This is a genomic window from Kitasatospora sp. NA04385 (genome assembly GCF_013364235.1).
In the GTDB taxonomy this organism is placed as follows: Bacteria; Actinomycetota; Actinomycetes; order Streptomycetales; family Streptomycetaceae; genus Kitasatospora.
The window spans coordinates 4,207,014-4,225,824 of record NZ_CP054919.1 but is presented as its reverse complement, the minus strand read 5'-3'; the positions used below and the strand labels follow the sequence as shown (position 1 = coordinate 4,225,824).

The window sequence follows — 18,811 nt, the reverse complement described above, 5'->3', positions numbered from 1 at the left end:
CTCTACCCTCCCGGCCGGAACCACCCCTGCCGGCGCCCGAACCACCTGCACCCACGACGCCAGCATGCAGCTCGTGGCCGTCACCAACGCCCTCGAGCAGCAGTGGACGTACCCGGTACGACGCGGCGGGGCACCTGATCGGGGCGGGCAACCCGGATGCGAACCTGGTCCGCTCCGTCGACAGATCCGTCATGCCGACAGCGCCGACCTGTGGACCTGGCTCGTCATCGCCGCCCACACCCAGCTCCGACTTGCCCGACCGCTGGCCGAGGACCTCCGCCGCCCCTGGGAGCGGCCAGCCGAGCCCCGCCGCCTCACCCCCGCCCGGGTGCGACGGGGGTTCCGCAACATCCGCCCGACCACCGCTCTCCCGGCGGCGGCACCGAAACCGACCACGCCCGGGCCCAGGACGGCCTCCCGGCTCGAAGAACAAATACCGCGCCACGCGCCACGGTGTCGGCAAGACGGTCAAACGCGCCGACACGATCAAGGAACACCACGCCCGACAAGGATAAATTCCAAGCCCAGAAGGAAATCAATTGGAGCCCCAAGAGCGTTCCGACCTTCGGCCACACGTTCAAGCTCCACGGCGCCGGGAAGAAAAGGACCACCGGCCTGACCGGCCGCGCGGCCACCGAGGGGAAGGAACAAGGCCAGTGGCTGGATGAAAACGCCACTGCACAAATCTCCAAGCAGCGTTGGGACCCGGGCAATCCGGAGACCCGAATCATTGACATTCCACCGGGAGTCGGCCAGGTGATCAAGCCCGGTGGTAGCATCGTGCCGGTCACCAGGGCATTGATCGTGCCGAATAGAGCCACCAAGATATACCGAAGCGGATATCCGATCAGCGAGAACTTCGACGGAGACATGGATGCCATTTGAAATCGCCCTCTCCACCCCCGAGAACCTCGGACCGGTCGAGCACGACCCGATCGAACCCTGGGAAGGCGACCTGCAGGTATTCGCCATCGAGGTCTGCGAACCCCTGGACGACGCCGGGGTGCGCTTCTCCGCCGGGGGATTCGGTGAGGAGCACTGGCGAGTCGACGTCCAGTTCGACCTCTCCAGCATCATCCCGCAGCTTCCGGATTTCCTCGAAGGTCTCCGCAACGGAGCAGAGTCGGAACTGGACTTCTGCGAGCAGGGGACCCAACGCGTGGTCACCGCACATCCGACGGGGGAATCGGTCACCCTCTCCTGCCGACCGTACTTCACTGCATGGAAACCCGACCCCGAGGTCGAGAAGGCGGACCGCACCGATTTCACCGCCATGGTCGAGAAATTCACAGCCGATCTCGGAAACGCCATCGCGGCCGTCCTCCCGGAGCTGGCCGAACTCGAACCCGTCATTTCCTGGCGGGCACTACGCCCCGGCCAGTGATGTTCCCCCTGGTCAAAGAGCCACCGGGTGGGCGGAGCTTCCGGGAGAAACCGTGGTTCGGGTCGGCGCCGACGCTGACGACAGCGCGACGGCCACCGGACGGATTCGGGTGGGGACGCTGATGACCTCGGTCAAGCCCCGTTCACCCATCACGCACTGACCTGCGGGAACGCGGTCATGAACGCTCTGACCCGCTGTCGGCTCAGATGGCGATGAGCCGGACCCGGTCACCGCAGAGCTTGGCCATGTCGTCGACGCCCGAGGTCAACATGGCCACCGGGCCCGGCTGGCGGAGCGCCATCTCGGCGACGGTGGCGTCGATGGCGTACTTGTGACCGTGCAGGCCGGCCTGCTTGAGAAGCGCCGCGGCGGCTCTGGCCGCGTGCTCGGTCACGGGCTCGATCCTGGCCTGCGAGAGCACCCGGTCCAGGCGGGCGGTGTTCGCCCTGGCGTGCGAGATCTCCACGATGGTGTTGGCGCCGATGACCAGGCCGGCCCCCGTCGAGTGGAAAGCCTTGATCATCGCGAGCACGCCCCGGTCCTGCGAGATCCAGGCGGACGTTCCCCGGGAGTCCAGCACGACGGTCTCGATCCGCACACTCACGCGGCGGCCGCTCCGCTGCCCGGCTCGGACGAACCGAAGATCCTCGCGTGCGCGGCGGCGAGTTCCTCTTCCGTGAACGCACCGTGTTCTTCCTCGTACTGGCGGAGTTCTTCTGCGAGCAGTTGATGCCTGATCTGCCGGGCCACCGCTTCCGCGACGTATCCGGAGACGTTGTCGGTGAGTTTCTTCAGCTCGGCCACCTGCTCCGTGGGCAGGGTGACCGTGATGCGCGTGGTGGCTGCCATGAAGCAAGCATACTGCGGGTATGCACGCTCCGGCCGGGCTTTCGTCGGCATAGTGTCGGGCCATGCGACTGAGCACGGTGATCCTCCCCATCCACCGGTAGAGCGAGGGGCAGCAGGTGTGGCGGCGGGCCGAGGAGCTCGGGTTCCACGCGGCGTACACGTATGACCACCTGAGCTGGCGGAGCTTCCGGGAGGAGCCGTGGTTCGGGTCGGTGCCGACCTTGACGGCGGCGGCTGCGGCGACGGAGCGGATGCGGGTGGGGGCGCTGGTGACCTCGGTCAAGCCTCGTTCACCCATCACACACTGACCTGCGAAGACGCGGCAGGTCGTCGGGCGGGGCGCTCAGATCGGCTCGACTGCGATGCGCGGGTGGCAGAGCCTGCGCAGGTCGTCCGGGTCACTCGTGACGACGGTGACGTCGCCGCGTTCGAGGTGGGCCGTGGCCGCGAGCATCGCGTCGATGGCGTACTTGTGGCCGTGCCGCCCTTCGGTCGCGAGGAGCCCGCTCGCGGCGCGGGCGATCTCCTCTCCGTGACGGGACGCACCTTGGTCAGCGAGACGGCGTGGTCGAACGCGGCCTGCGACACTTTCGGGTCACGGGCCTCGACCAGGGTCGCCGCACTGGTGACGACCAGCAGGTCGAGGGTGCGGGCAACGTCCAGCCAGACCGTCATGTCACGGTGGCGCCGGGAGAGTTTGGAGAGCGCCTCGCTACTGGAGGTCGCGGCGGGGGTGATCGTGGCGATGAAGGTCGAGACAATCGCCGAACTGGTCGCGCCGGCGGTGGCGTTGGTGGCGGACCAGGCGGCGGCGGTGGCCACCTTCGGGATCGCGGAGGCGGCGGTGCTGGCGATCGAAGAAGCCGCGAAGCGGCTGATCAACTGCCTGGAACAGCAGTTGGAGCAGTACATCATCGCCCAGGTGGTGGAGGCGGCGATCGGCCCGCTGGTGGACACCGTCGCCAACGCCGTCAGCGGACTGGTGTTCCAGTCCAAGATCGCTGGGGTGAGCTTCGAATGAGCAACCCGATCGTCAAGGCGCTAACGAATACGCAGCGTTGAAGGAACTCGCCAAGGCCGACGGTGACCCGTCCAAGGTTCCGGCATTCTCCAGGGACCCCCGGTTTCGCGACAACCCGCACGTGATCACCAAGGCTCATGCCGTCTACCACGGGACCCACAAATGACGTACAAGCTGTTTCTCACCGGCTCGCTGCAGCGGGACAGCGTCGTCGTCGTGCTCGCGGAGCAGTTCGGTCGGCCAGCCGACGATGTCGATGTCGCAGACGCGGACGACTACGACAACCGGAACTGGGACGCAACCGTCAGCTGCACCTACGAGCAGGTCCACGGCGATGTCACCTGGTCGCTCGACATCCACGTCCCCGACGATCACCCCGCCCGCCCGGCCGAGGAGCGGTTGGCAGCTGCGCTGGCCGGGAGGCTGGGGAAACCGGTGCTGTTCGCCGCAGCGGAGCCGCTGCCGAGCGCCTACTGGCTGGCCGCCCCGGGCGGCCTGCTCACCCGGGCGCGCGTGTACGAGTCGGACGACGAGGATGCGACCTTCACCATCGACGCGGTGGGACGGCCGGTGCCCGGACTCCCGGACGTTCCGGTGGACCGCCAGGCCGAGGTCATCCGGGAGCACCGGGTCCCCACGCCCGTCACCGAGGCGTTCAGTGCCTGGCTCGCCACGCGAGGAACGCCCGGGAGCGAGAGGCAGAGCGAGGCGGAGTGGTACGCCCGAACCCGGCTGGGCGCCTGGGAGGAACTTGCCGTCCGCATTTCCACGGCCTGGCCGCCGGACGGCTGGTACCCGGTCGACTTCTACCAGGAGGACCTCGGCCTCCGGGATCAGCTGGTGCAGACGGCCGCCGAACTCACCGGTGAGACCGCGGCCCGGTGCACGGCAGCGCTGGCCCGGGTCGACGAGCTCTTCCGGGAACACACCGTCGACGACAAGGGCGCGGCACTCGGCGAGGTGTCGGGCCTTTCACGACTCGACATCGCGCTGCGGAGCTGGTGGTGGCAACGCCGGCCGGACCCGGTGCCATGGCCGCTCCCGGGAGAGTGAGATCGGTACGGCGCCCGGGTCCGGACCCTTGGCGTTGACACGGTCACCAGGAACGGCCACGAGCGCCGCCTGGCCCGTTCCTGAGCCGCGTAGGGTCGCCCGTATGCGACTGAGCACGGTGATCCTCCCCATCCACCGGTGGAGCGAGGGGCAGCAGGTGTGGCGGCGGGCCGAGGAGCTCGGGTTCCACGCGGCGTACACGTACGACCACCTGAGCTGGCGGAGCTTCCGGGAGGAGCCGTGGTTCGGGTCGGTGCCGACGTTGACGGCGGCGGCTGCGGCGACGGAGCGGATTCGGGTGGGGACGCTGGTGACCTCGCCGAACTTCCGGCATCCGGTGACGTTGGCGAAGGAACTGATCACGCTGGACGACGTGTCGGGCGGGCGGTTGACGCTGGGGATCGGGGCGGGCGGGGTCGGGTTCGACGCGACGGCGCTGGGGCAGGAGGCGTGGTCGGCGAAGGAGCGGGCGGCGCGGTTCGAGGAGTTCGTGGGGTTGCTGGACGAGTTGCTGCGCAATGACGCGGTGACCCGGGAGGGGCAGTACTACTCGGCGGTGGAGGCGCGGAACGTGCCGGGGTGCGTGCAGGTGCCGCGGGTGCCGTTCTACGTGGCGGCGACGGGCCCGCGCGGGCTGCGGCTGGCGGCGGAGCACGGGCAGGGCTGGGTGACGTACGGGGACCCGCGCGGGCCGGCGGACGTGCCGGTGGAGCAGGCGCCCGGGGTGATCGCGCAGCAGATCGGGAAGCTGACGGCCGCGTGCGAGGCGGTCGGGCGGGACGTCGGCGAGTTGGAGAAGGTGCTGCTGCAGGGCTCGACGGCGGAGCGGCCGCTGCAGTCGGTGGACGCGTTCGTCGACTGGGCGGGCCGGTACCGGGAGCTGGGCATCACCGAGCTGGTCGTGCACTGGCCGGTCCCCGACTCCGTCTTCGAGAACGACCTCGACGTGTTCGAGCGGATCGCCACCGAGGGGCTCGCCCAGCTGGGGTGAGGAGCGCGGCGGCGGGCCGGCCCCGGCCTTCCGCGCCGAGCTGCCGCAGGCCGGTGACTGGCGGCCGTTCCCGCGGTTCCGGACCGGCGGCACGCTGCACACCGCGGCGCTCACCCTGGCCGTCGCGGCCTGACCGGCCGGGCGACCGGACCCGCCCGCACCGGGCGGGTCCGGTCGCCGGGCGAGTGCGCGAAGATGGACGGATGACCGCCTCCCCGCGCCCCCGCCTGATCGCCACCGACCTCGACGGCACGCTGCTGTGCTCCGGCGGCACGGTGACCGCCCGGACGGCCGCCGCGCTGGCCGCCGCCGAGGCCGCCGGGGTGCAGGTGGTGTTCGTCACCGGGCGGCCGCCGCGCTGGATGCGGCACCTCGGCCCGCACATCGGCGGCCACGGGGTGGCGATCTGCTCCAACGGCGGCGCGGTGGTCGACGTCCGGCGCGGCGAACTGTTGGAGACCCACCCGCTCGACCCGGCCGGGACGCTCACCGTGGTGGACCGGCTGCGGGCCGAACTGCCCGGCACCGCCTTCGCGTTCGAGTTCCCCGGCGGCTTCGCCCGGGAGCCGGAGTACAACGTGGTGATGTGGGAGTCCGACAAGGAGCACCCGGTGGGCACCGCCGCCGAACTGCTCGCCGCCGGGCAGGTCGACGGCCTGTTCAAGCTGCTCGGCAAGCACCCCGACCTCTCCCCCGACGAGTTCCTGGACCGGGCCAGGGCCGCCGTCGGCCCGCTCGCCGAGGTGACCCGCTCCAGCCCGATACCGCTGGTGGAGATCAGCGCCCCCGGCGTCACCAAGGCCAGCAGCCTGGCCCGCTGGTGCGCCCAGCAGGGCATCGACGCCGCCGAGGTGGTGGCCTTCGGCGACATGCCCAACGACCTGGAGATGCTGGCCTGGGCCGGCCGCTCCTACGCGGTGGCCAACGCCCACCCGCTGGTGCTGGCCGCCGTCGCGCAGCACACCGTCAGCAACGAGCTGGACGGCGTCGCCGCGATCATCGAGACGCTGCTCTGACGACTCTGACGGCGCTGACGACTCTGACGGCGCTAACGGCGCTGCCGCCCGCCCGCGCTCACCGGCCCGGGTCCGGGTCCGGGTCCAGGCCCAGGTCAAGGTCCAGTTGCAGTTCCCGGGACGGGTCGGGCTCCCGGGGCGGGTCCAGGCCGAGCAGGTCGGCCATCGTCCCGGCGGCCCGGACGGCGGCGTCGGCGCAGCAGTTGTTGAACAGGACGTGCACCTCCCGGGCCCGCTCGGCCATCGCCCGCACGCGCGGCAGCCAGGGGGCGAGCTCCTCGGGCGTGTAGTCGTGGCGGAAGCGGTCCTCCTTCGAGCCGGTGCCCCAGTCCCGGCTGCGGCCGTGGAAGCGGACCACGGCCAGCCGCCCGGAGGTGACCGGGGCGAGCGGCGGGATCGAGGTCGGCAGGCCCTGCGCGACGTCCACGGCCACGGCGGCCGCGTCCAGCTCGGACAGCAGGGCGCGGGTGTCGGCGGCCCGCTCCGGCCGCCACCAGTCGGGGTGGCGGAACTCCACCGCCAGCGGCCACCCCGCGGTGCGCTCGCGGCACGCGCGCAGCAGCGCCCGGGCCGACGCGTCCGGCGCCAGCCACGGGGGGAACTGGAAGAGCAGGGTGCCGAGGCGGTCGGCCGCGCGCAGCGGCTCCAGGGCTCCGGCGAACCGGGCCCACACCTCGTCCGGCAGCCCCGGGTCGTCCCGGCGGACCGGGCGCAGGTCGGCGGGCAGCGCGGCGGGCCGGGTGGGGTGGCCGGTGAGCAGCGAGAACGCCTTCACGTCGAAGCGGAAGCCGGGCGGGGTGCGCTCGACCCACAGGGCGCTGTTCCGGGCGCTGGGCAGCGCGTAGTAGGTGGCGTCGACCTCGACCAGCGGGAACCTCGTCGCGTAGTGGCGCAGTCGGCCCTCGGCGTCCCGGCGGCCCGCCGGGTACCAGCCGCTGGCCAGCAGCTCCTTGTCCGTCCAGGAGCACGCACCGACCCGGATCTCCGCCATGGGCCGCGTCTGCCCCGTCCCGGCCCGGCCTAACGGCCGGACCGCACGGCCGGGCCCGACGGCCGGACGCGGCGAGCACAACCGCGGCGCACACAACCGCGGCGCACACAACCGCGGCGAGCACAACCGCGGCGGCCGGTCGCGGCGGGTCAGAGCCGGGCGGTCCAGCGGACCCGGGTGCCCTTGCCGTGCGGGCCGGTCTCGTGCCAGGCGTCGCCGCCCAGGGCCTCGGCGCGGCGGGTGAGGTTGCGCAGGCCGGAGCGGCGGCCGCCGTCGGGGATGCCGACGCCGTCGTCGGTGACGGTGAGCAGCACGCCGGGCGGGCCGGTGCGGGTGGGCGAGGGGGAGAGCGGGCGGCCGTCCTCGCCGAGGTGGACGGTGGCGTCCAGTTCGACGGCGACCCGGGAGGCGCGGGCGTGCCGGGCCGTGTTGGAGAGCATCTCGCGCAGCGCGGCCAGCAGTTGGCGGGAGGTCTTCTCGCCGACCAGGCTCTCCACCGGGCCGGTGAAGGTGATGGTGGGCTTGAAGCCGAGCGCCGCCGCGGCCTGGCTGCCCTCGCGCAGCACCCGGGTGCGCAGGGTGTCGGGCTGGTCGTCGGTGTCGCCGTGCTGGAGCGCGTAGATGGTGGTGCGGACCTCCTGGATGGTGGCGTCCAGCTCGTCCACGGCCTGGCCGAGCCGCTCCTGCACCTCGGGGACGACGGCCCGGCGGGCGGCCGACTCCAGCATCATGCCGGTGGCGAACAGCCGCTGGATGACCAGGTCGTGCAGGTCGCGGGCGATCCGGTCGCGGTCCTGGAACACCGCCAGGCGCTGCTGGTTGCGCTGGTACTCGGCCAGCCGCAGGGCCAGCGCGGCCTGCGAGGCGAAGGTCTGGGACAGCTGCCGCTCGGTGTCGGTGAACGGCACGCCGCCGGCCCGGCGCCACACGCACAGCGCGCCCAGCACCCGGCCCGCGGAGACCATCGGCACCGCCATCGCCGGGCCGAACTCCCGTGCCAGCCGGTCGAACTGGGCGTCGGAGGCGGTCTCCGCGGCGGTCGCCGGGTCGGCCAGGTAGACGGCCTCGCCCGCCAGCAGACGGGGCGCGAAGCCGTCCTCCGGGAGCAGCTCGCCGGTCAGGTGCTCGGCCCGCTCGCCGGAGGCGTGGGCCACCCGCATCCGGTCCTCGCCCGCCGGGAGCAGGATCATCCCCAGCGCGCCGTCGGCGAGTTCGCGGACCTGCTCGGCGGCGACGGTCAGCGCGATCTGCGCCTCGTCGGTGGACAGCAGCGAGGTGGTGACCGCGGCCGCGCCGGTGATCCAGCGCTCGCGGCGGCGGCCCTGCTCGTACAGCCGGGAGTTCTCGATCGCCACGCCCGCGGCCGCGCCCAGCGCCAGCACCACCTGCTCGTCCTCGGGGGTGAACGCGCCGCCGCCCTTCTTCTCGGTCAGGTAGAGGTTGCCGAACACCTCGCCGCGGACCCGGATCGGCACCCCGAGGAAGGACACCATCGGCGGGTGGTGGTCCGGGAAGCCGACCGAGCGCGGGTCGGTGGACAGGTCGGTCAGCCGCAGCGGGCGCGGGTCGTCGATCAGCGCGCCCAGGATGCCCCGGCCGGTCGGCAGGTGGCCGATCTCGGCGGCCGTCGCGTCGTCGACGCCGATGTGGATGAAGTCCGACAGGCCGCTGCCGTGCGGGTCCACCACGCCCATCGCGGCGTACTCGGCGTCCACCAGCTCGGCCGCGCCGGCCGCGATCCGCTGCAGCGTGGCGTGCGGGTCCAGGCCCGCGCCGACCGACACCACCGCCTCCAGCAGCCGCTGCATCCGGTCGGTCACCGCGGCGGCCGACTGCAGCCGCTCGGAGACCTCGGTGACCAGGGTGTCCAGCCCGAGCGAGGAGATCTCGGGGATGCGTGGCCGACCGCCCGTGGCGGCCGGCTCCTCCGGCGTCTGCATGTCACCAGTGTGCATGTCTGTCATGATTTGCCCCTTTCCGGAACGGCGACACCCCCACGCAGGCCGCCGACCCGCTCGCCCGCCCGACCGCAGACCGCCACCCACCCGCCCGCAGGCCGCAGGCCGGGCTCAGACCGCCACCCGCTCGCCCGCCCGCTCCCGCTCGACCATCCGCGCCAGCCGGCCGCCCGGCCGGGCCGCCAGCTCCGACCAGCGGCCGCGCTCGACCACCCGGCCGCCGTCCAGCACCAGCACCTCGTCCACGCCGTCGTCGTCCAGCCCGGCCAGCCGGTGGGTGATCAGCAGCGTGGTGCGGCCCGCGGTGGCGGTCAGCAGGTCGGCGGTCAGCGCGTCCGCCGTGGCGACGTCCAGGTGCTCGGCCGGCTCGTCCAGCACCAGCACCGGGAAGTCCGCGAGCAGCGCCCGGGCCAGCGCGAGGCGCTGGCGCTGGCCGCCCGACAGCCGGGCCCCGTGCTCGCCGACCATGGTGTCCAGGCCCTCCGGCAGGCCGTCCACCCACTCCAGCAGCCGGGCCCGGGCCAGCGCCGCCCGCAGCGCCGCCTCGTCGGCGTCCGGCCGGGCCAGCCGCAGGTTCTCCCGCACCGAGCTGTCGAAGACGTGCGCGTCCTGCGCGCACAGCCCCACCACCCGGCGGACGTCCTCACCGGCCAGCTCCCGGGTGTCGGTGCCCGCCAGCCGCACCGCCCCGGCCGAGGGCTCGACGAAGCGCAGCAGGGCCTGCGCCAGCGTGGTCTTGCCCGACCCGGACGCCCCGACCACCGCGATCCGCCGCCCGGCCGTCAGCTCCAGGCCGACGCCGCACAGCGCGTCCCGCCCGGCGCCCGGCCAGCGCACCGTCAGGTCCTCGACGGTGAGCGGCAGCCGGACGGCGGGCAGCGGCCCGGGCGCGTCCGGCTCGCGGACCGGCAGCGGCGCGGCCAGCACCTGGTCCAGCCGCTCCCGGGCGGCCCTGGCCCGCTCCCGGTGGCGCACCGCGGTGGGCATGCCCGCCACCGCCTCGAACGCGGCCAGCGGTGTCAGCACCACCACCGCCAGGCACACCCCCGGCAGCGCGCCCGAGGCCACCGCCCGCACCCCGACCGCCGCGGCCGCGACCACCGTCAGGCCCGACACCAGCGCCACCAGCCCCGCCGAGAGGCCGCCCGCGGCGGCCGAGCGGCCGCCAGCCGGGTCAGCACCCCGTCCGCGTCCGCCGCCGTGCCCAGCCGGCGCGGCAGGGCGCCCGCCACGGTCAGCTCGGCGGTGCCGGTCAGCGTGTCGACCACCGCGGTCGCCAGCTCGCCGCGGGCGGGCGCGTGCCGGCGCTCCGTCCGGCCGGAGATCCACCGCTCCAGCGCCGGGACGGCCGCGCCCGCCAGCAGCAGGCCCAGCGCCAGCACCAGGCCGGCCGACGGCAGGAGGAGCGCCAGCACGGCCGAGGCGCCCAGCGAGACCACGGCGGCGACGGCGGCCGGCAGCCGCCAGCGCAGGTGGAAGTCCTGCACCGCGTCCACGTCCGCGACCAGCCGGGACAGCAGGTCGCCGCGCCGGAACTGCGGCAGCCCGGCCGGGGCCAGCCGCTCCAGCCTCCGGTAGACCGCCGTCCGGACCCCGCCCAGCGCCCGCAGCACCGCGTCGTGCGCCACCAGCCGCTCCGCGTACCGGAACACGCTCCGCCCGATGCCGAACGCCCGCACCGAGGTCACCGCGACCATCAGGTACAGCACCGGCGGCATCTGCGCGGCCCGCGAGATCAGCCAGCCGGAGGTGCCCATCAGCGCGACCGCGCAGCCGAGCGCGAGGGCGCCGAGCAGGACGGCGAGCCAGAGCCGGGGCACGCGGGTGGTGACGCCCAGGGGCGCGGGGAACCGCGCGGGCCGGGAGGCGGAGACGGCCGGATCGGGCTCCGGCGCAGCCTCCGTCCTGCGGTCCGCGCCCTGCCGGGCGGCCCCTTCGAGCGGCAGGTCACCGTCGTGCCGGGTCTGCGGGGCGGTTCCTTCCGCTTCGCGCGGTTCCTCGCGCCCCCGGTTTCGCACGTGCTCGCCGCCCCGGCTTCGCGCCTGCGGCGCGGCGGCCGGCCCCGGCAGGTGGACGTGGTGGTCGGCGAGGGCGGTGAGGGCCGGGCGGTGGGTGATCAGCAGGACGGTGCGGTCGAGGCCGCGCAGGGTGTCGAGGAGGGCGGCCTCGGTGACGGGGTCGAGGTGGGCGGTGGGCTCGTCGAGGATCAGCACGGGGCGGTCGGCGAGCAGGGCGCGGGCCAGCGCGAGGCGCTGGCGCTGCCCGGCGGAGAGGCCGTGGCCGTTCTCGGCGAGCCGGGTGTCCGGGGTGGTGAAGTCGACGTGCGCGGCGGCGAGGGCCGCGGCGAGCTGCGCGTCGCTCGCGTCGGGGCGGGCGAGGCGGACGTTCTCGGCGACCGTCCCGGCGAACAGGTGCGGGTGCTGCGGGACCCAGGCGACCTGCGCGTGCCAGCTCGCCGGGTCGGTGTCGGCGAGGTCCTGCTCCCCGAGCAGGACCCGCCCGGCGTCGGGGCGGACGAAGCCGAGCAGGACGGCGGCCAGGGTGGTCTTGCCGGCGCCGCTGGGGCCGGTGAGGACGGTGGTGCGCCCGGCCGGCACGGTCATCGAGAACTCCGTCGGCGTCGCGCCGCCGCGCCCGGGGTGGCGGACCGTCAGGCCCTCGACCCGGAGGTCGGCGCCGACCGGGGCGGGCCGGGTGCCGTGCGCCGGCAGCGGGGTCTCCAGCACCTCGAAGATCCTCCCGGCGGCGGCCAGGCCCTCCGCGCTGGAGTGGTAGAGCGCGCCGACCTGGCGGATCGGCAGGTACACCTCGGGGGCGAGGACCAGCACCAGCAGGCCGGTCTCCAGGTCGAGGGTGCCGCCCACCAGCCGGAAGCCGATCGAGACCGCGACCAGGGCGACCGAGAGGGTGGAGAGCAGTTCCAGCGCGAAGGAGGAGACGAAGGCCAGCCGCAGGGTGCGCAGGGTGGCGCGGCGGTAGTCCTCGGTGATCCGGCCGATCGCCCGGGCCTGGGCGCGGGCCCGGCCGAAGACCTTCAGGGTGGGCAGTCCGGCGACCACGTCGAGGAAGTGGTGGGAGAGCCGGGCGAGTCCGGCGAACTGGCGGTCGGTGCGGGCCTGGGTGGCGTGGCCGATCAGGATCATGAACAGCGGGATCAGCGGCAGCGTGCCGCAGACGATCGCGGCGGACTCCCAGTCGGCGCCGAGGATCCGGGCCAGCACGACCGCCGGGACGACCACGGCCAGGGCCAGTTGCGGCAGGTACCGGGCGAAGTAGTCGTCGAGCGCGTCGACGCCGCGGGTGGCGAGGGTGGCGAGGTCGCCGGTGCGGCGGCCGGCGAGGTAGCCGGGGCCGAGCGCGGTGGCGTGGCCGAGCAGGCGGCGGCGCAGCGCGGACTTGACGGCGGCCACCGAGCGGTGGGCGGTGAGTTCGGTGAGCCAGGCGACCAGGGCCCGGCCGAGGGTGACCGCGGCCAGGCCGAGCAGCTGCCCCCACAGCCCGGAGCGGCCGCGCTGGAAGCCGTCGACCACCAGGGAGGCGATCAGCGCGGCCTGGGCCACCAGCAGCACCGCGCCCGCCCCGCCGAGCAGGACGGAGCCGGCGAGGAAGGCGCGGGTGGTGCGGGCGTGCGCCAGCAGCCGGGGGTCGATCGGTCGCATCCGCTGCTGGCGGTCCATCTGTTCGGCTCCTGCGGTCAGTGGTGCGCGGCGGCGGGGATGTGCTGGACGCCGATCCGGCGCCGGAACACCCAGTACGTCCAGCCCTGGTAGAGCAGCACGAGCGGGGTGAAGACCAGGGCGACGACCGTCATCACCTTGAGGGTGTAGGGCGAGGACGAGGCGTTGGTGACGGTCAGCGACCAGTCGGGGTTCAGCGTGGAGGGCATCACGTCCGGGAACAGCGACAGGAAGAGCATGCCGACCGCGGCCACGATGGTCAGGCCGCTGAAGGCGAACGCCCAGCCCTCGCGGGCCAGCCGGTTGGCGCCGAGCGCGGCGAGCAGCGCCAGCACGGCGACGACCAGCGCGGCCAGGCTCCAGCCGTTGCCGGAGTGCGCCTGCGTCCAGACCAGGAAGACCAGGGCGAGCACGGCGGTGGCCAGGCCGAGCGCGGTGGCCTGGGCGCGGGCCCGGAGCCGGATCTCGCCGCTGGTCTTGAGCGAGGCGAACACCGCGCCGTGGAAGGTGAACAGCACCAGCGTGGTGAGCCCGCCGAGCAGCGCGTACGGGTTGAGCAGGTCCCCGAGGGTGCCGACGTAGTTCTTGTCGGCGTCGATGTCGACGCCGTGCACGATGTTGCCGAAGGCGACGCCCCACAGGAAGGCGGGCAGCAGCGAGGTCCAGAAGATCGCCAGCTCCCAGTTGCGCTGCCAGCGCTCGCCGCTGCGCTGGTGCCGGTACTCGAAGGAGACGCCGCGGACGATCAGGCAGACCAGGATCAGCAGCAGCGGGACGAAGAAGCCGCTGAACAGGGTCGCGTACCAGTCGGGGAAGGCGGCGAAGGTGGCGCCGCCGGCGGTGAGCAGCCACACCTCGTTGCCGTCCCAGACCGGGCCGATGGTGTTGATCAGGACGCGGCGCTCGGCGGTGTTCCGGGCCAGCAGCCGGGTGAGGACGCCGATGCCGAAGTCGAAGCCCTCCAGGAAGAAGTAGCCGATCCACAGGACCGCGATCAGGATGAACCAGAGGTCGTGCAGGTGCATGTGATCCGTCCTCAGTACGCGAAGGCGAGGGGCTGGTCGGCGTCCTCGTCGTCGGAGGGGCCGCGCAGGGTCGGGTCCTTGGCCGGCGGCTGCTCGTCGGTGTCGGGCCCGGCGGCGGCGTACTTGGCGAGCAGTCCGACCTCGATGACGGCGAGGACCGCGTAGAGCGCGGTCAGCGTGGCCAGGCCGACCACTTGGGTGCCGACGGTGACGTTCGGGGAGACCGCGTCGCGGGTGCGCATCAGGCCGAACACCACCCAGGGCTGGCGGCCCATCTCGGTGAAGATCCAGCCGAAGCTGTTGGCGAGCAGCGGGAAGCCCATGGTGAGGATGCCGATCCGCCAGCTCCACCGGGTGAAGAAGACGCTCATCTCCCGGTTCCTGGTGAGCATCAGCTTCGGCGGCTCGTCCTCGCCGGTGCGGTGCTCGGGGGCGAGCCAGAACCTGCGGCGGGTGGTCCACAGGCCGATCAGGGCGGCGGCGAAGGACGTCATGCCGAAGCCGATCATCAGCCGGAAGCCCCAGTAGGTGACGAAGATGTTGGGGATGTAGTCGTCCGGCCGGCCGCCGTGCTGCGCGGCCTCGGCGGCGGCGGTGTCGTTGATGCCGGGCACCGCGGAGGAGAAGTCGCTGTGGGCGAGGAAGGACAGTATCCCGGGGATCTCCAGCTCGACCGAGTTGTGGCCCTTGGACACGTCGCCGACGGCGAAGATCGAGAACGGGGCGGGCGCCTGGGTGTCCCACAGGGCTTCGGCGGCGGCCATCTTCATCGGCTGCTGCTCGAACATCACCTTGCCGAGGGTGTCGCCGCTGATCGCAACGCCGAGGCCGGCCACCGCGGCGACGGCCAGGCCGACCCGCAGCGAGGTGCGCATCGCGGCGGTCCGGCGGCGGTCGGGCTGCTTGCCCCGCTTGGCCCGCCACAGGTGGTAGCTGGCGATGCCGACCACGAAGGCGCCGCCGGTGAGGAAGGCCGCGGTGAGGGTGTGGAAGACCTGCACCAGGGTGGTGTTCTGGGTCAGCACCCGGACGATGTCGGTGAGCTGGGCCTTCCCGGTGGCCGGGTCGATCCGGTAGCCGACCGGGTGCTGCATCCAGGAGTTCGCGGCCAGGATGAAGTACGCGGAGAGCGCGGTGCCGATCGCGACCAGCCAGATGCAGGCCAGGTGGACCTTCTTCGGGAGCCGGTCCCAGCCGAAGATCCACAGGCCGATGAAGGTGGACTCGAAGAAGAAGGCGATCAGCGCCTCCATCGCCAGCGGGGCGCCGAACACGTCGCCGACGAAGCGGGAGTAGTCGGACCAGTTCATGCCGAACTGGAACTCCTGGACGATGCCGGTGACCACGCCCATGGCGATGTTGATCAGGAAGAGCCTGCCCCAGAACTTGGTGGCGTGGAAGTACTTCTCCTTGCCCGTGCGCACCCAGGCGGTCTGCAGGCCGGCCACGATCGAGGCCAGGCTGATCGTGAGGGGCACGAAGAGGAAGTGGTAGACGGTGGTGATGCCGAACTGCCATCGCGAGATGGTCTCGTGAGCGACTGCTAGGTCCACTGCGCCCTCTCTCACAGGGGTTGTGCCACATACCAGACAGAAGGGCAGATCTAGCACGCAAGCATGCCGAACCGTCCCAAGCTTGTCCGCTTGTGAACGTGAACACGTTCACAAGGGAAGTATCCATGATGCTTATCAGTGCGGTGGCAGGGGGGTTGGGTGTTTCGTGACACACCGATGATCGGGGGCCCGACCGGGCGCTCACAAGCAGCGTCCGGGCAGCCCGGGTGTACCGAACGGCGCTTGACGGCGCCCCCGCTGACGGGGTCTCAGCTCTGGTGCGGCAGCGAGAGCCGGAAGGCCGCCCCGTCGCCCGGCGCGGTGCGCAGGGTCAGCTCGCCGCCGTGCGCCGACACCAGGGCGCTGGCGATGGCCAGGCCCAGGCCCGATCCCCCGCTCTCGCCGACCCGGCGGCTGCGCGAGGCGTCCGCCCGGTAGAAGCGCTCGAACACCTGGGCGGCCTGCTCCTCGCTCAGGCCCGGGCCCCGGTCGGCGACCTCCAGCAGGCAGCCACCGCCCGCCCGGCCCACCCCGATCCGCACCGCGGTGCCGGACGGGGTGTGCTTGACCGCGTTGCCCACCAGGTTGGTCACCACCTGGCGCAGCCTGGCCTCGTCGCCCAGGACCGGGGCGGGCTGCGGGGCGCCCTCGCCGTTCGGGCCGGTCAGCGCGACCGGGCGGCCCGGGTCCAGCGCGGTCAGGTCGTGCAGGGCGTCGGCGGCCAGCGTGCGCAGGTCCATCGGGGCCAGGTTGAGCGGGCGCTCCTCGTCGAGCCGGGCCAGCAGCAGCAGGTCCTCGACCAGCGCGCCCAGCCGCACCGCCTCCGACTCGATCCGGTCCATCGCCCGGTCCACGTCCTGCAGCGCGCCCATCCGGTGCAGCTCGGCGAAGCCGCGGATGCCCGCCAGCGGGGTGCGCAGCTCGTGCGAGGCGTCCGCGACGAAGCGGCGCATCCGCTGCTCGGAGGCGGCCCGGGCGGCGAACGCCGTCTCGATGTGGGTGAGCATCCCGTTCAGCGCCTCGGACAGCCGGCCCGCCTCGGTGCGCACCGGCAGCTCCGGCATCCGGTACGACAGGTCGCCGTCGGCGATCCGCTGGGCGCCCGCCTCCAGCTGGCGCAGCGGGCGCAGCCCGGCCCGCACCGCGAGGGCGCCCAGGCCCGCGATGCCGACCAGCACCGCGGCGCCGATGCTCAGGAAGGTGGTGCGCAGGTGCGCGATGGTGGTCTGCACCTCCGCCAGCGGCACCGCGACCTGCACGTACCTGGGCGCGGCCGGGTCGTTCGCCACCCCGCGCTGCAGCGGCAGCACCAGCGAGCGCCACTCGGTGGCCCGCGGCCCGGCGGCGGTGAACGGCTCGTCCAGCCGCTCGGTCAGCCCCTTGCGGTCCAGCCCGGGCAGCTGCGGGTCCGGGTCGGACTCGCTCAGCGGCTGCCGGATCACCGACAGCACCGAGCCGTCCTCGGCCAGGTAGCGCACCACGTACTCGCTGGGCAGGCCCTGGCCGGAGCGCCGGCTGACGGTCTGGGTGCTGCTGAACACCGAGGTGGTGCTCTGCTTGGACGGCGCGCGGTGCGACAGCGGCTCGGCGAAGCGGTCGAGCTGCTCGTCGGCGCGGTCCACCAGCTGCCCGCGGACGGTGCCCAGCACCAGGGTGTCGCTCACCACCAGGCCGGTGGTGACCAGCAGCAGCGCGAGCACCAGCAGGCGCACCCGCAGCGAGAACCTGGCCACCTCGTCAGCTGTTCGGCGGGCGGCGCAGCGCGTAGCCGATGCCGCGCACCGTGTGGATCAGCTTGGGGCCGTGGGCCGGCCCCGAGTCGAGCTTGCGGCGCAGGTAGGAGATGTACGACTCGACGATGGACAGGTCGCCGCCGAAGTCGTACGCCCACACGTGGTCGAGGATCTGCGCCTTGGAGACCACCCGGCCGACGTTGGCCATCAGGTAGTGCAGCAGCTTGAACTCGGTGGGGGACAGCGAGACCGGGACGCCGCCGCGGGTGACCTCGTGCGCGGTCGGGTCCAGGGTGAGGTCGGCCACCACCAGGCGGCCGTCGTCGGCGGGGCCGCCGGCCCGGCGCAGGATCGCCCGGATCCGGGCGATCAGCTCCTCCAGGCTGAACGGCTTGGTGACGTAGTCGTCGGCGCCGACCGCCAGGCCCTGCACCTTGTCGCCGGTGCCGTCCTTGGCGGTCAGGAACAGCACCGGGACGTGCTCGGGGCTCTGCGGCCACTGGGTCTGGTCGCGCAGCCGCTGCACCACGGTGAAGCCGTCCAGGTCGGGCAGCATCACGTCCAGGACGACCAGGTCGGGGCGCTCGGCGGCGACCGCGTCCAGGGCCTCCTGGCCGGTGGCGGCGGAGGCCACCCGGAAGCCGGAGAAGCGCAGGCTGGCCGAGAGCAGCTCGCGGATGTTCGGTTCGTCGTCCACGACCAGGAGGAAGGGCTCGCCGCCCGCCTGGGTCGCCACGGCCGGGTTCGACTGGACTGCGCCTGACACGATTGCTCCGCCTCCCGGCCGGACGAATGGGCCACCCCGGACACCACGGGGTCTGTCCGACGGCGCCCGCCGGGGTGCGCCCGGTGGAAACACTGTCGGACAGACCCTAGCCCGGGCAGCCTACGCAGGGGGAATGAAGATTGGATTAGTCATCCGGTCGTGCCCGAACCGGTACCCGCGCCGCCCGCGTTCCCGCCGCCGTTCCCGCCGCCCCGGCCGCCGCCGAAGCCGCCCGCCGCGTTGCCCTCGGTGAGCTGGGTGGCGTTGTAGGAGCCGTCCGCGCCCTTGCTGCCCAGCACGGTGACGGTCTGGCCGGGCTGGAGGTCGCCGACCTTGCCCTCCTTGGTGGTGGTGACCTTGGTGGAGTCACCGGTGGTGATCTTGACGGTGCTGCCGTCGGCCGCGGTCAGGTACACGGTGTCGCCCTCCACCGACTTCACGGTGCCGCGGGTGAAGCCGCCCGCGCCGCCGCCGGGGGCCTGGCCGTTGCCGGCGCCGCCGGCCTGCCCGCCCCCCTGGCCGCCGAAGCCGCCGTAGCCGCCGCGGGTGCCGCCGCCGGCGAACCGCTCGTTCGAGGCGCCGGCCCGGTTGCCGCCGCTGGTGCCGCTGGTGCCGCTGTCCTTCTGGTACCAGACGCCGCCCGCGAAGGAGAGCACCGCGATGACGCAGCCGGCCAGGGCCAGGGTGGGCCAGGGGAGCTTGCGGCGCGGTGGCGCGGCCAGCTCGGCGGTGATGTCGCGGGCGTCCGGCGCGGTGGCCAGCAGCTCCTGGTCGTCAGACACGGGGGTCTCCTT

15 protein-coding genes and 4 pseudogenes are annotated in these 18,811 nt (G+C 73.3%); 8 read left to right on the top strand and 11 right to left on the bottom strand.

Annotation, left to right across the window (positions count from 1 at the left end; all coding sequences use genetic code 11):
- Positions 1 to 181 precede the first annotated feature (181 nt).
- The 3 genes and pseudogenes from HUT16_RS39265 to HUT16_RS18920 form a co-directional block, all read left to right on the top strand.
- Positions 182 to 431, top strand: a pseudogene (locus tag HUT16_RS39265) (transposase); the annotation flags it as partial.
- 22 nt (positions 432 to 453) lie between these two features.
- Entirely contained in the window at positions 454 to 885 is a 432-nt protein-coding gene (locus tag HUT16_RS18925) for a hypothetical protein (RefSeq protein ID WP_176189321.1), read from the top strand.
- On the top strand, positions 875 to 1,384 hold the full coding sequence (locus tag HUT16_RS18920) for a hypothetical protein (protein ID WP_176189320.1): 510 nt from the start codon (positions 875 to 877) through the stop codon (positions 1,382 to 1,384). The genes HUT16_RS18925 and HUT16_RS18920 overlap by 11 nt, the downstream gene beginning before the upstream one ends.
- A 202-nt stretch (positions 1,385 to 1,586) precedes the next feature.
- Here HUT16_RS18920 and HUT16_RS18915 read toward each other — a convergent pair whose 3' ends face one another.
- Together HUT16_RS18915 and HUT16_RS18910 are read right to left on the bottom strand one after the other, a co-directional pair.
- A complete protein-coding gene (locus HUT16_RS18915; protein WP_176189319.1) occupies positions 1,587 to 1,988 on the bottom strand; it encodes a DNA-binding protein in 402 nt (133 codons plus the stop codon).
- On the bottom strand, positions 1,985 to 2,233 hold the full coding sequence (locus HUT16_RS18910) for a type II toxin-antitoxin system CcdA family antitoxin (protein WP_030906175.1): 249 nt from the start codon (positions 2,231 to 2,233) through the stop codon (positions 1,985 to 1,987). Before HUT16_RS18910 ends, HUT16_RS18915 begins: the two co-directional genes overlap by 4 nt.
- Positions 2,234 to 2,349: 116 nt before the next feature.
- Between HUT16_RS18910 and HUT16_RS18905 the strand changes: the two are divergent.
- Positions 2,350 to 2,535, top strand: a pseudogene (locus HUT16_RS18905) (LLM class flavin-dependent oxidoreductase); the annotation flags it as partial.
- A gap of 41 nt (positions 2,536 to 2,576) precedes the next feature.
- Here HUT16_RS18905 and HUT16_RS18900 read toward each other — a convergent pair.
- Positions 2,577 to 2,971: pseudogene (locus tag HUT16_RS18900) on the bottom strand (type II toxin-antitoxin system VapC family toxin).
- Here HUT16_RS18900 and HUT16_RS18895 point away from each other — a divergent pair.
- From HUT16_RS18895 to HUT16_RS18880, 4 genes are all read left to right on the top strand, one after another.
- Entirely contained in the window at positions 2,907 to 3,254 is a 348-nt protein-coding gene (locus tag HUT16_RS18895) for a hypothetical protein (RefSeq protein ID WP_176184170.1), read from the top strand. The pseudogene HUT16_RS18900 and the gene HUT16_RS18895 overlap by 65 nt on opposite strands.
- A 162-nt stretch (positions 3,255 to 3,416) precedes the next feature.
- Positions 3,417 to 4,307, top strand: coding sequence for a hypothetical protein (locus HUT16_RS18890; RefSeq protein ID WP_176189318.1), 891 nt, complete (start codon positions 3,417 to 3,419; stop codon positions 4,305 to 4,307).
- A 103-nt stretch (positions 4,308 to 4,410) separates the two neighbouring features.
- On the top strand, positions 4,411 to 5,298 hold the full coding sequence (locus HUT16_RS18885; RefSeq protein ID WP_176189317.1) for an LLM class flavin-dependent oxidoreductase: 888 nt from the start codon (positions 4,411 to 4,413) through the stop codon (positions 5,296 to 5,298).
- A gap of 203 nt (positions 5,299 to 5,501) precedes the next feature.
- Positions 5,502 to 6,314, top strand: coding sequence for an HAD family hydrolase (locus HUT16_RS18880; protein ID WP_176189316.1), 813 nt, complete (start codon positions 5,502 to 5,504; stop codon positions 6,312 to 6,314).
- 58 nt (positions 6,315 to 6,372) lie between these two features.
- On the opposite strand, the gene HUT16_RS18875 is transcribed toward HUT16_RS18880, so the two are convergent.
- The 8 genes and pseudogenes from HUT16_RS18875 to HUT16_RS18840 all read right to left on the bottom strand — a co-directional run bounded on the left by HUT16_RS18875 (position 6,373) and on the right by HUT16_RS18840 (position 18,799).
- Positions 6,373 to 7,305 (bottom strand): DUF72 domain-containing protein, encoded by a 933-nt coding sequence (locus tag HUT16_RS18875; RefSeq protein ID WP_176189315.1) that lies wholly within the window; start codon positions 7,303 to 7,305, stop codon positions 6,373 to 6,375.
- Between the two features lie 149 nt (positions 7,306 to 7,454).
- Complete coding sequence (locus HUT16_RS18870) at positions 7,455 to 9,269, bottom strand: GAF domain-containing sensor histidine kinase (RefSeq protein ID WP_254897869.1); 1,815 nt, start codon at positions 9,267 to 9,269, stop codon at positions 7,455 to 7,457.
- Between the two features lie 105 nt (positions 9,270 to 9,374).
- Positions 9,375 to 12,922: pseudogene (gene cydD, locus HUT16_RS18865) on the bottom strand (thiol reductant ABC exporter subunit CydD).
- A gap of 35 nt (positions 12,923 to 12,957) precedes the next feature.
- The gene (cydB, locus tag HUT16_RS18860; RefSeq protein ID WP_176189314.1) at positions 12,958 to 13,965 is read right to left on the bottom strand and encodes a cytochrome d ubiquinol oxidase subunit II; all 1,008 of its coding nucleotides are present in this window, start codon (positions 13,963 to 13,965) and stop codon (positions 12,958 to 12,960) included.
- A gap of 11 nt (positions 13,966 to 13,976) precedes the next feature.
- A complete protein-coding gene (locus tag HUT16_RS18855; RefSeq protein WP_176189313.1) occupies positions 13,977 to 15,518 on the bottom strand; it encodes a cytochrome ubiquinol oxidase subunit I in 1,542 nt (513 codons plus the stop codon).
- Between the two features lie 269 nt (positions 15,519 to 15,787).
- Positions 15,788 to 17,251, bottom strand: a complete 1,464-nt coding sequence (locus HUT16_RS18850) for a cell wall metabolism sensor histidine kinase WalK (RefSeq protein WP_217712083.1) — start codon at positions 17,249 to 17,251, stop codon at positions 15,788 to 15,790.
- A gap of 4 nt (positions 17,252 to 17,255) precedes the next feature.
- Positions 17,256 to 18,017 (bottom strand): response regulator transcription factor, encoded by a 762-nt coding sequence (locus HUT16_RS18845; protein WP_254897867.1) that lies wholly within the window; start codon positions 18,015 to 18,017, stop codon positions 17,256 to 17,258.
- A gap of 149 nt (positions 18,018 to 18,166) precedes the next feature.
- Complete coding sequence (locus HUT16_RS18840) at positions 18,167 to 18,799, bottom strand: hypothetical protein (RefSeq protein ID WP_176189312.1); 633 nt, start codon at positions 18,797 to 18,799, stop codon at positions 18,167 to 18,169.
- Positions 18,800 to 18,811: the final 12 nt, after the last annotated feature.

Excerpts from the sequence above, each read along its gene's own strand:
- HUT16_RS18920 (WP_176189320.1), top strand. The coding sequence starts at position 875 with ATGCCATTTGAAATCGCCCTCTCCACCCCCGAGAACCTCGGACCGGTC.
- HUT16_RS18910 (WP_030906175.1), bottom strand. The coding sequence starts at position 2,233 with ATGGCAGCCACCACGCGCATCACGGTCACCCTGCCCACGGAGCAGGTG.
- HUT16_RS18895 (WP_176184170.1), top strand. The coding sequence starts at position 2,907 with ATGTCACGGTGGCGCCGGGAGAGTTTGGAGAGCGCCTCGCTACTGGAG.
- HUT16_RS18890 (WP_176189318.1), top strand. The coding sequence starts at position 3,417 with ATGACGTACAAGCTGTTTCTCACCGGCTCGCTGCAGCGGGACAGCGTC.
- HUT16_RS18885 (WP_176189317.1), top strand. The coding sequence starts at position 4,411 with ATGCGACTGAGCACGGTGATCCTCCCCATCCACCGGTGGAGCGAGGGG.
- HUT16_RS18880 (WP_176189316.1), top strand. The coding sequence starts at position 5,502 with ATGACCGCCTCCCCGCGCCCCCGCCTGATCGCCACCGACCTCGACGGC.
- HUT16_RS18875 (WP_176189315.1), bottom strand. The coding sequence starts at position 7,305 with ATGGCGGAGATCCGGGTCGGTGCGTGCTCCTGGACGGACAAGGAGCTG.
- HUT16_RS18870 (WP_254897869.1), bottom strand. The coding sequence starts at position 9,269 with ATGACAGACATGCACACTGGTGACATGCAGACGCCGGAGGAGCCGGCC.
- cydB (WP_176189314.1), bottom strand. The coding sequence starts at position 13,965 with ATGCACCTGCACGACCTCTGGTTCATCCTGATCGCGGTCCTGTGGATC.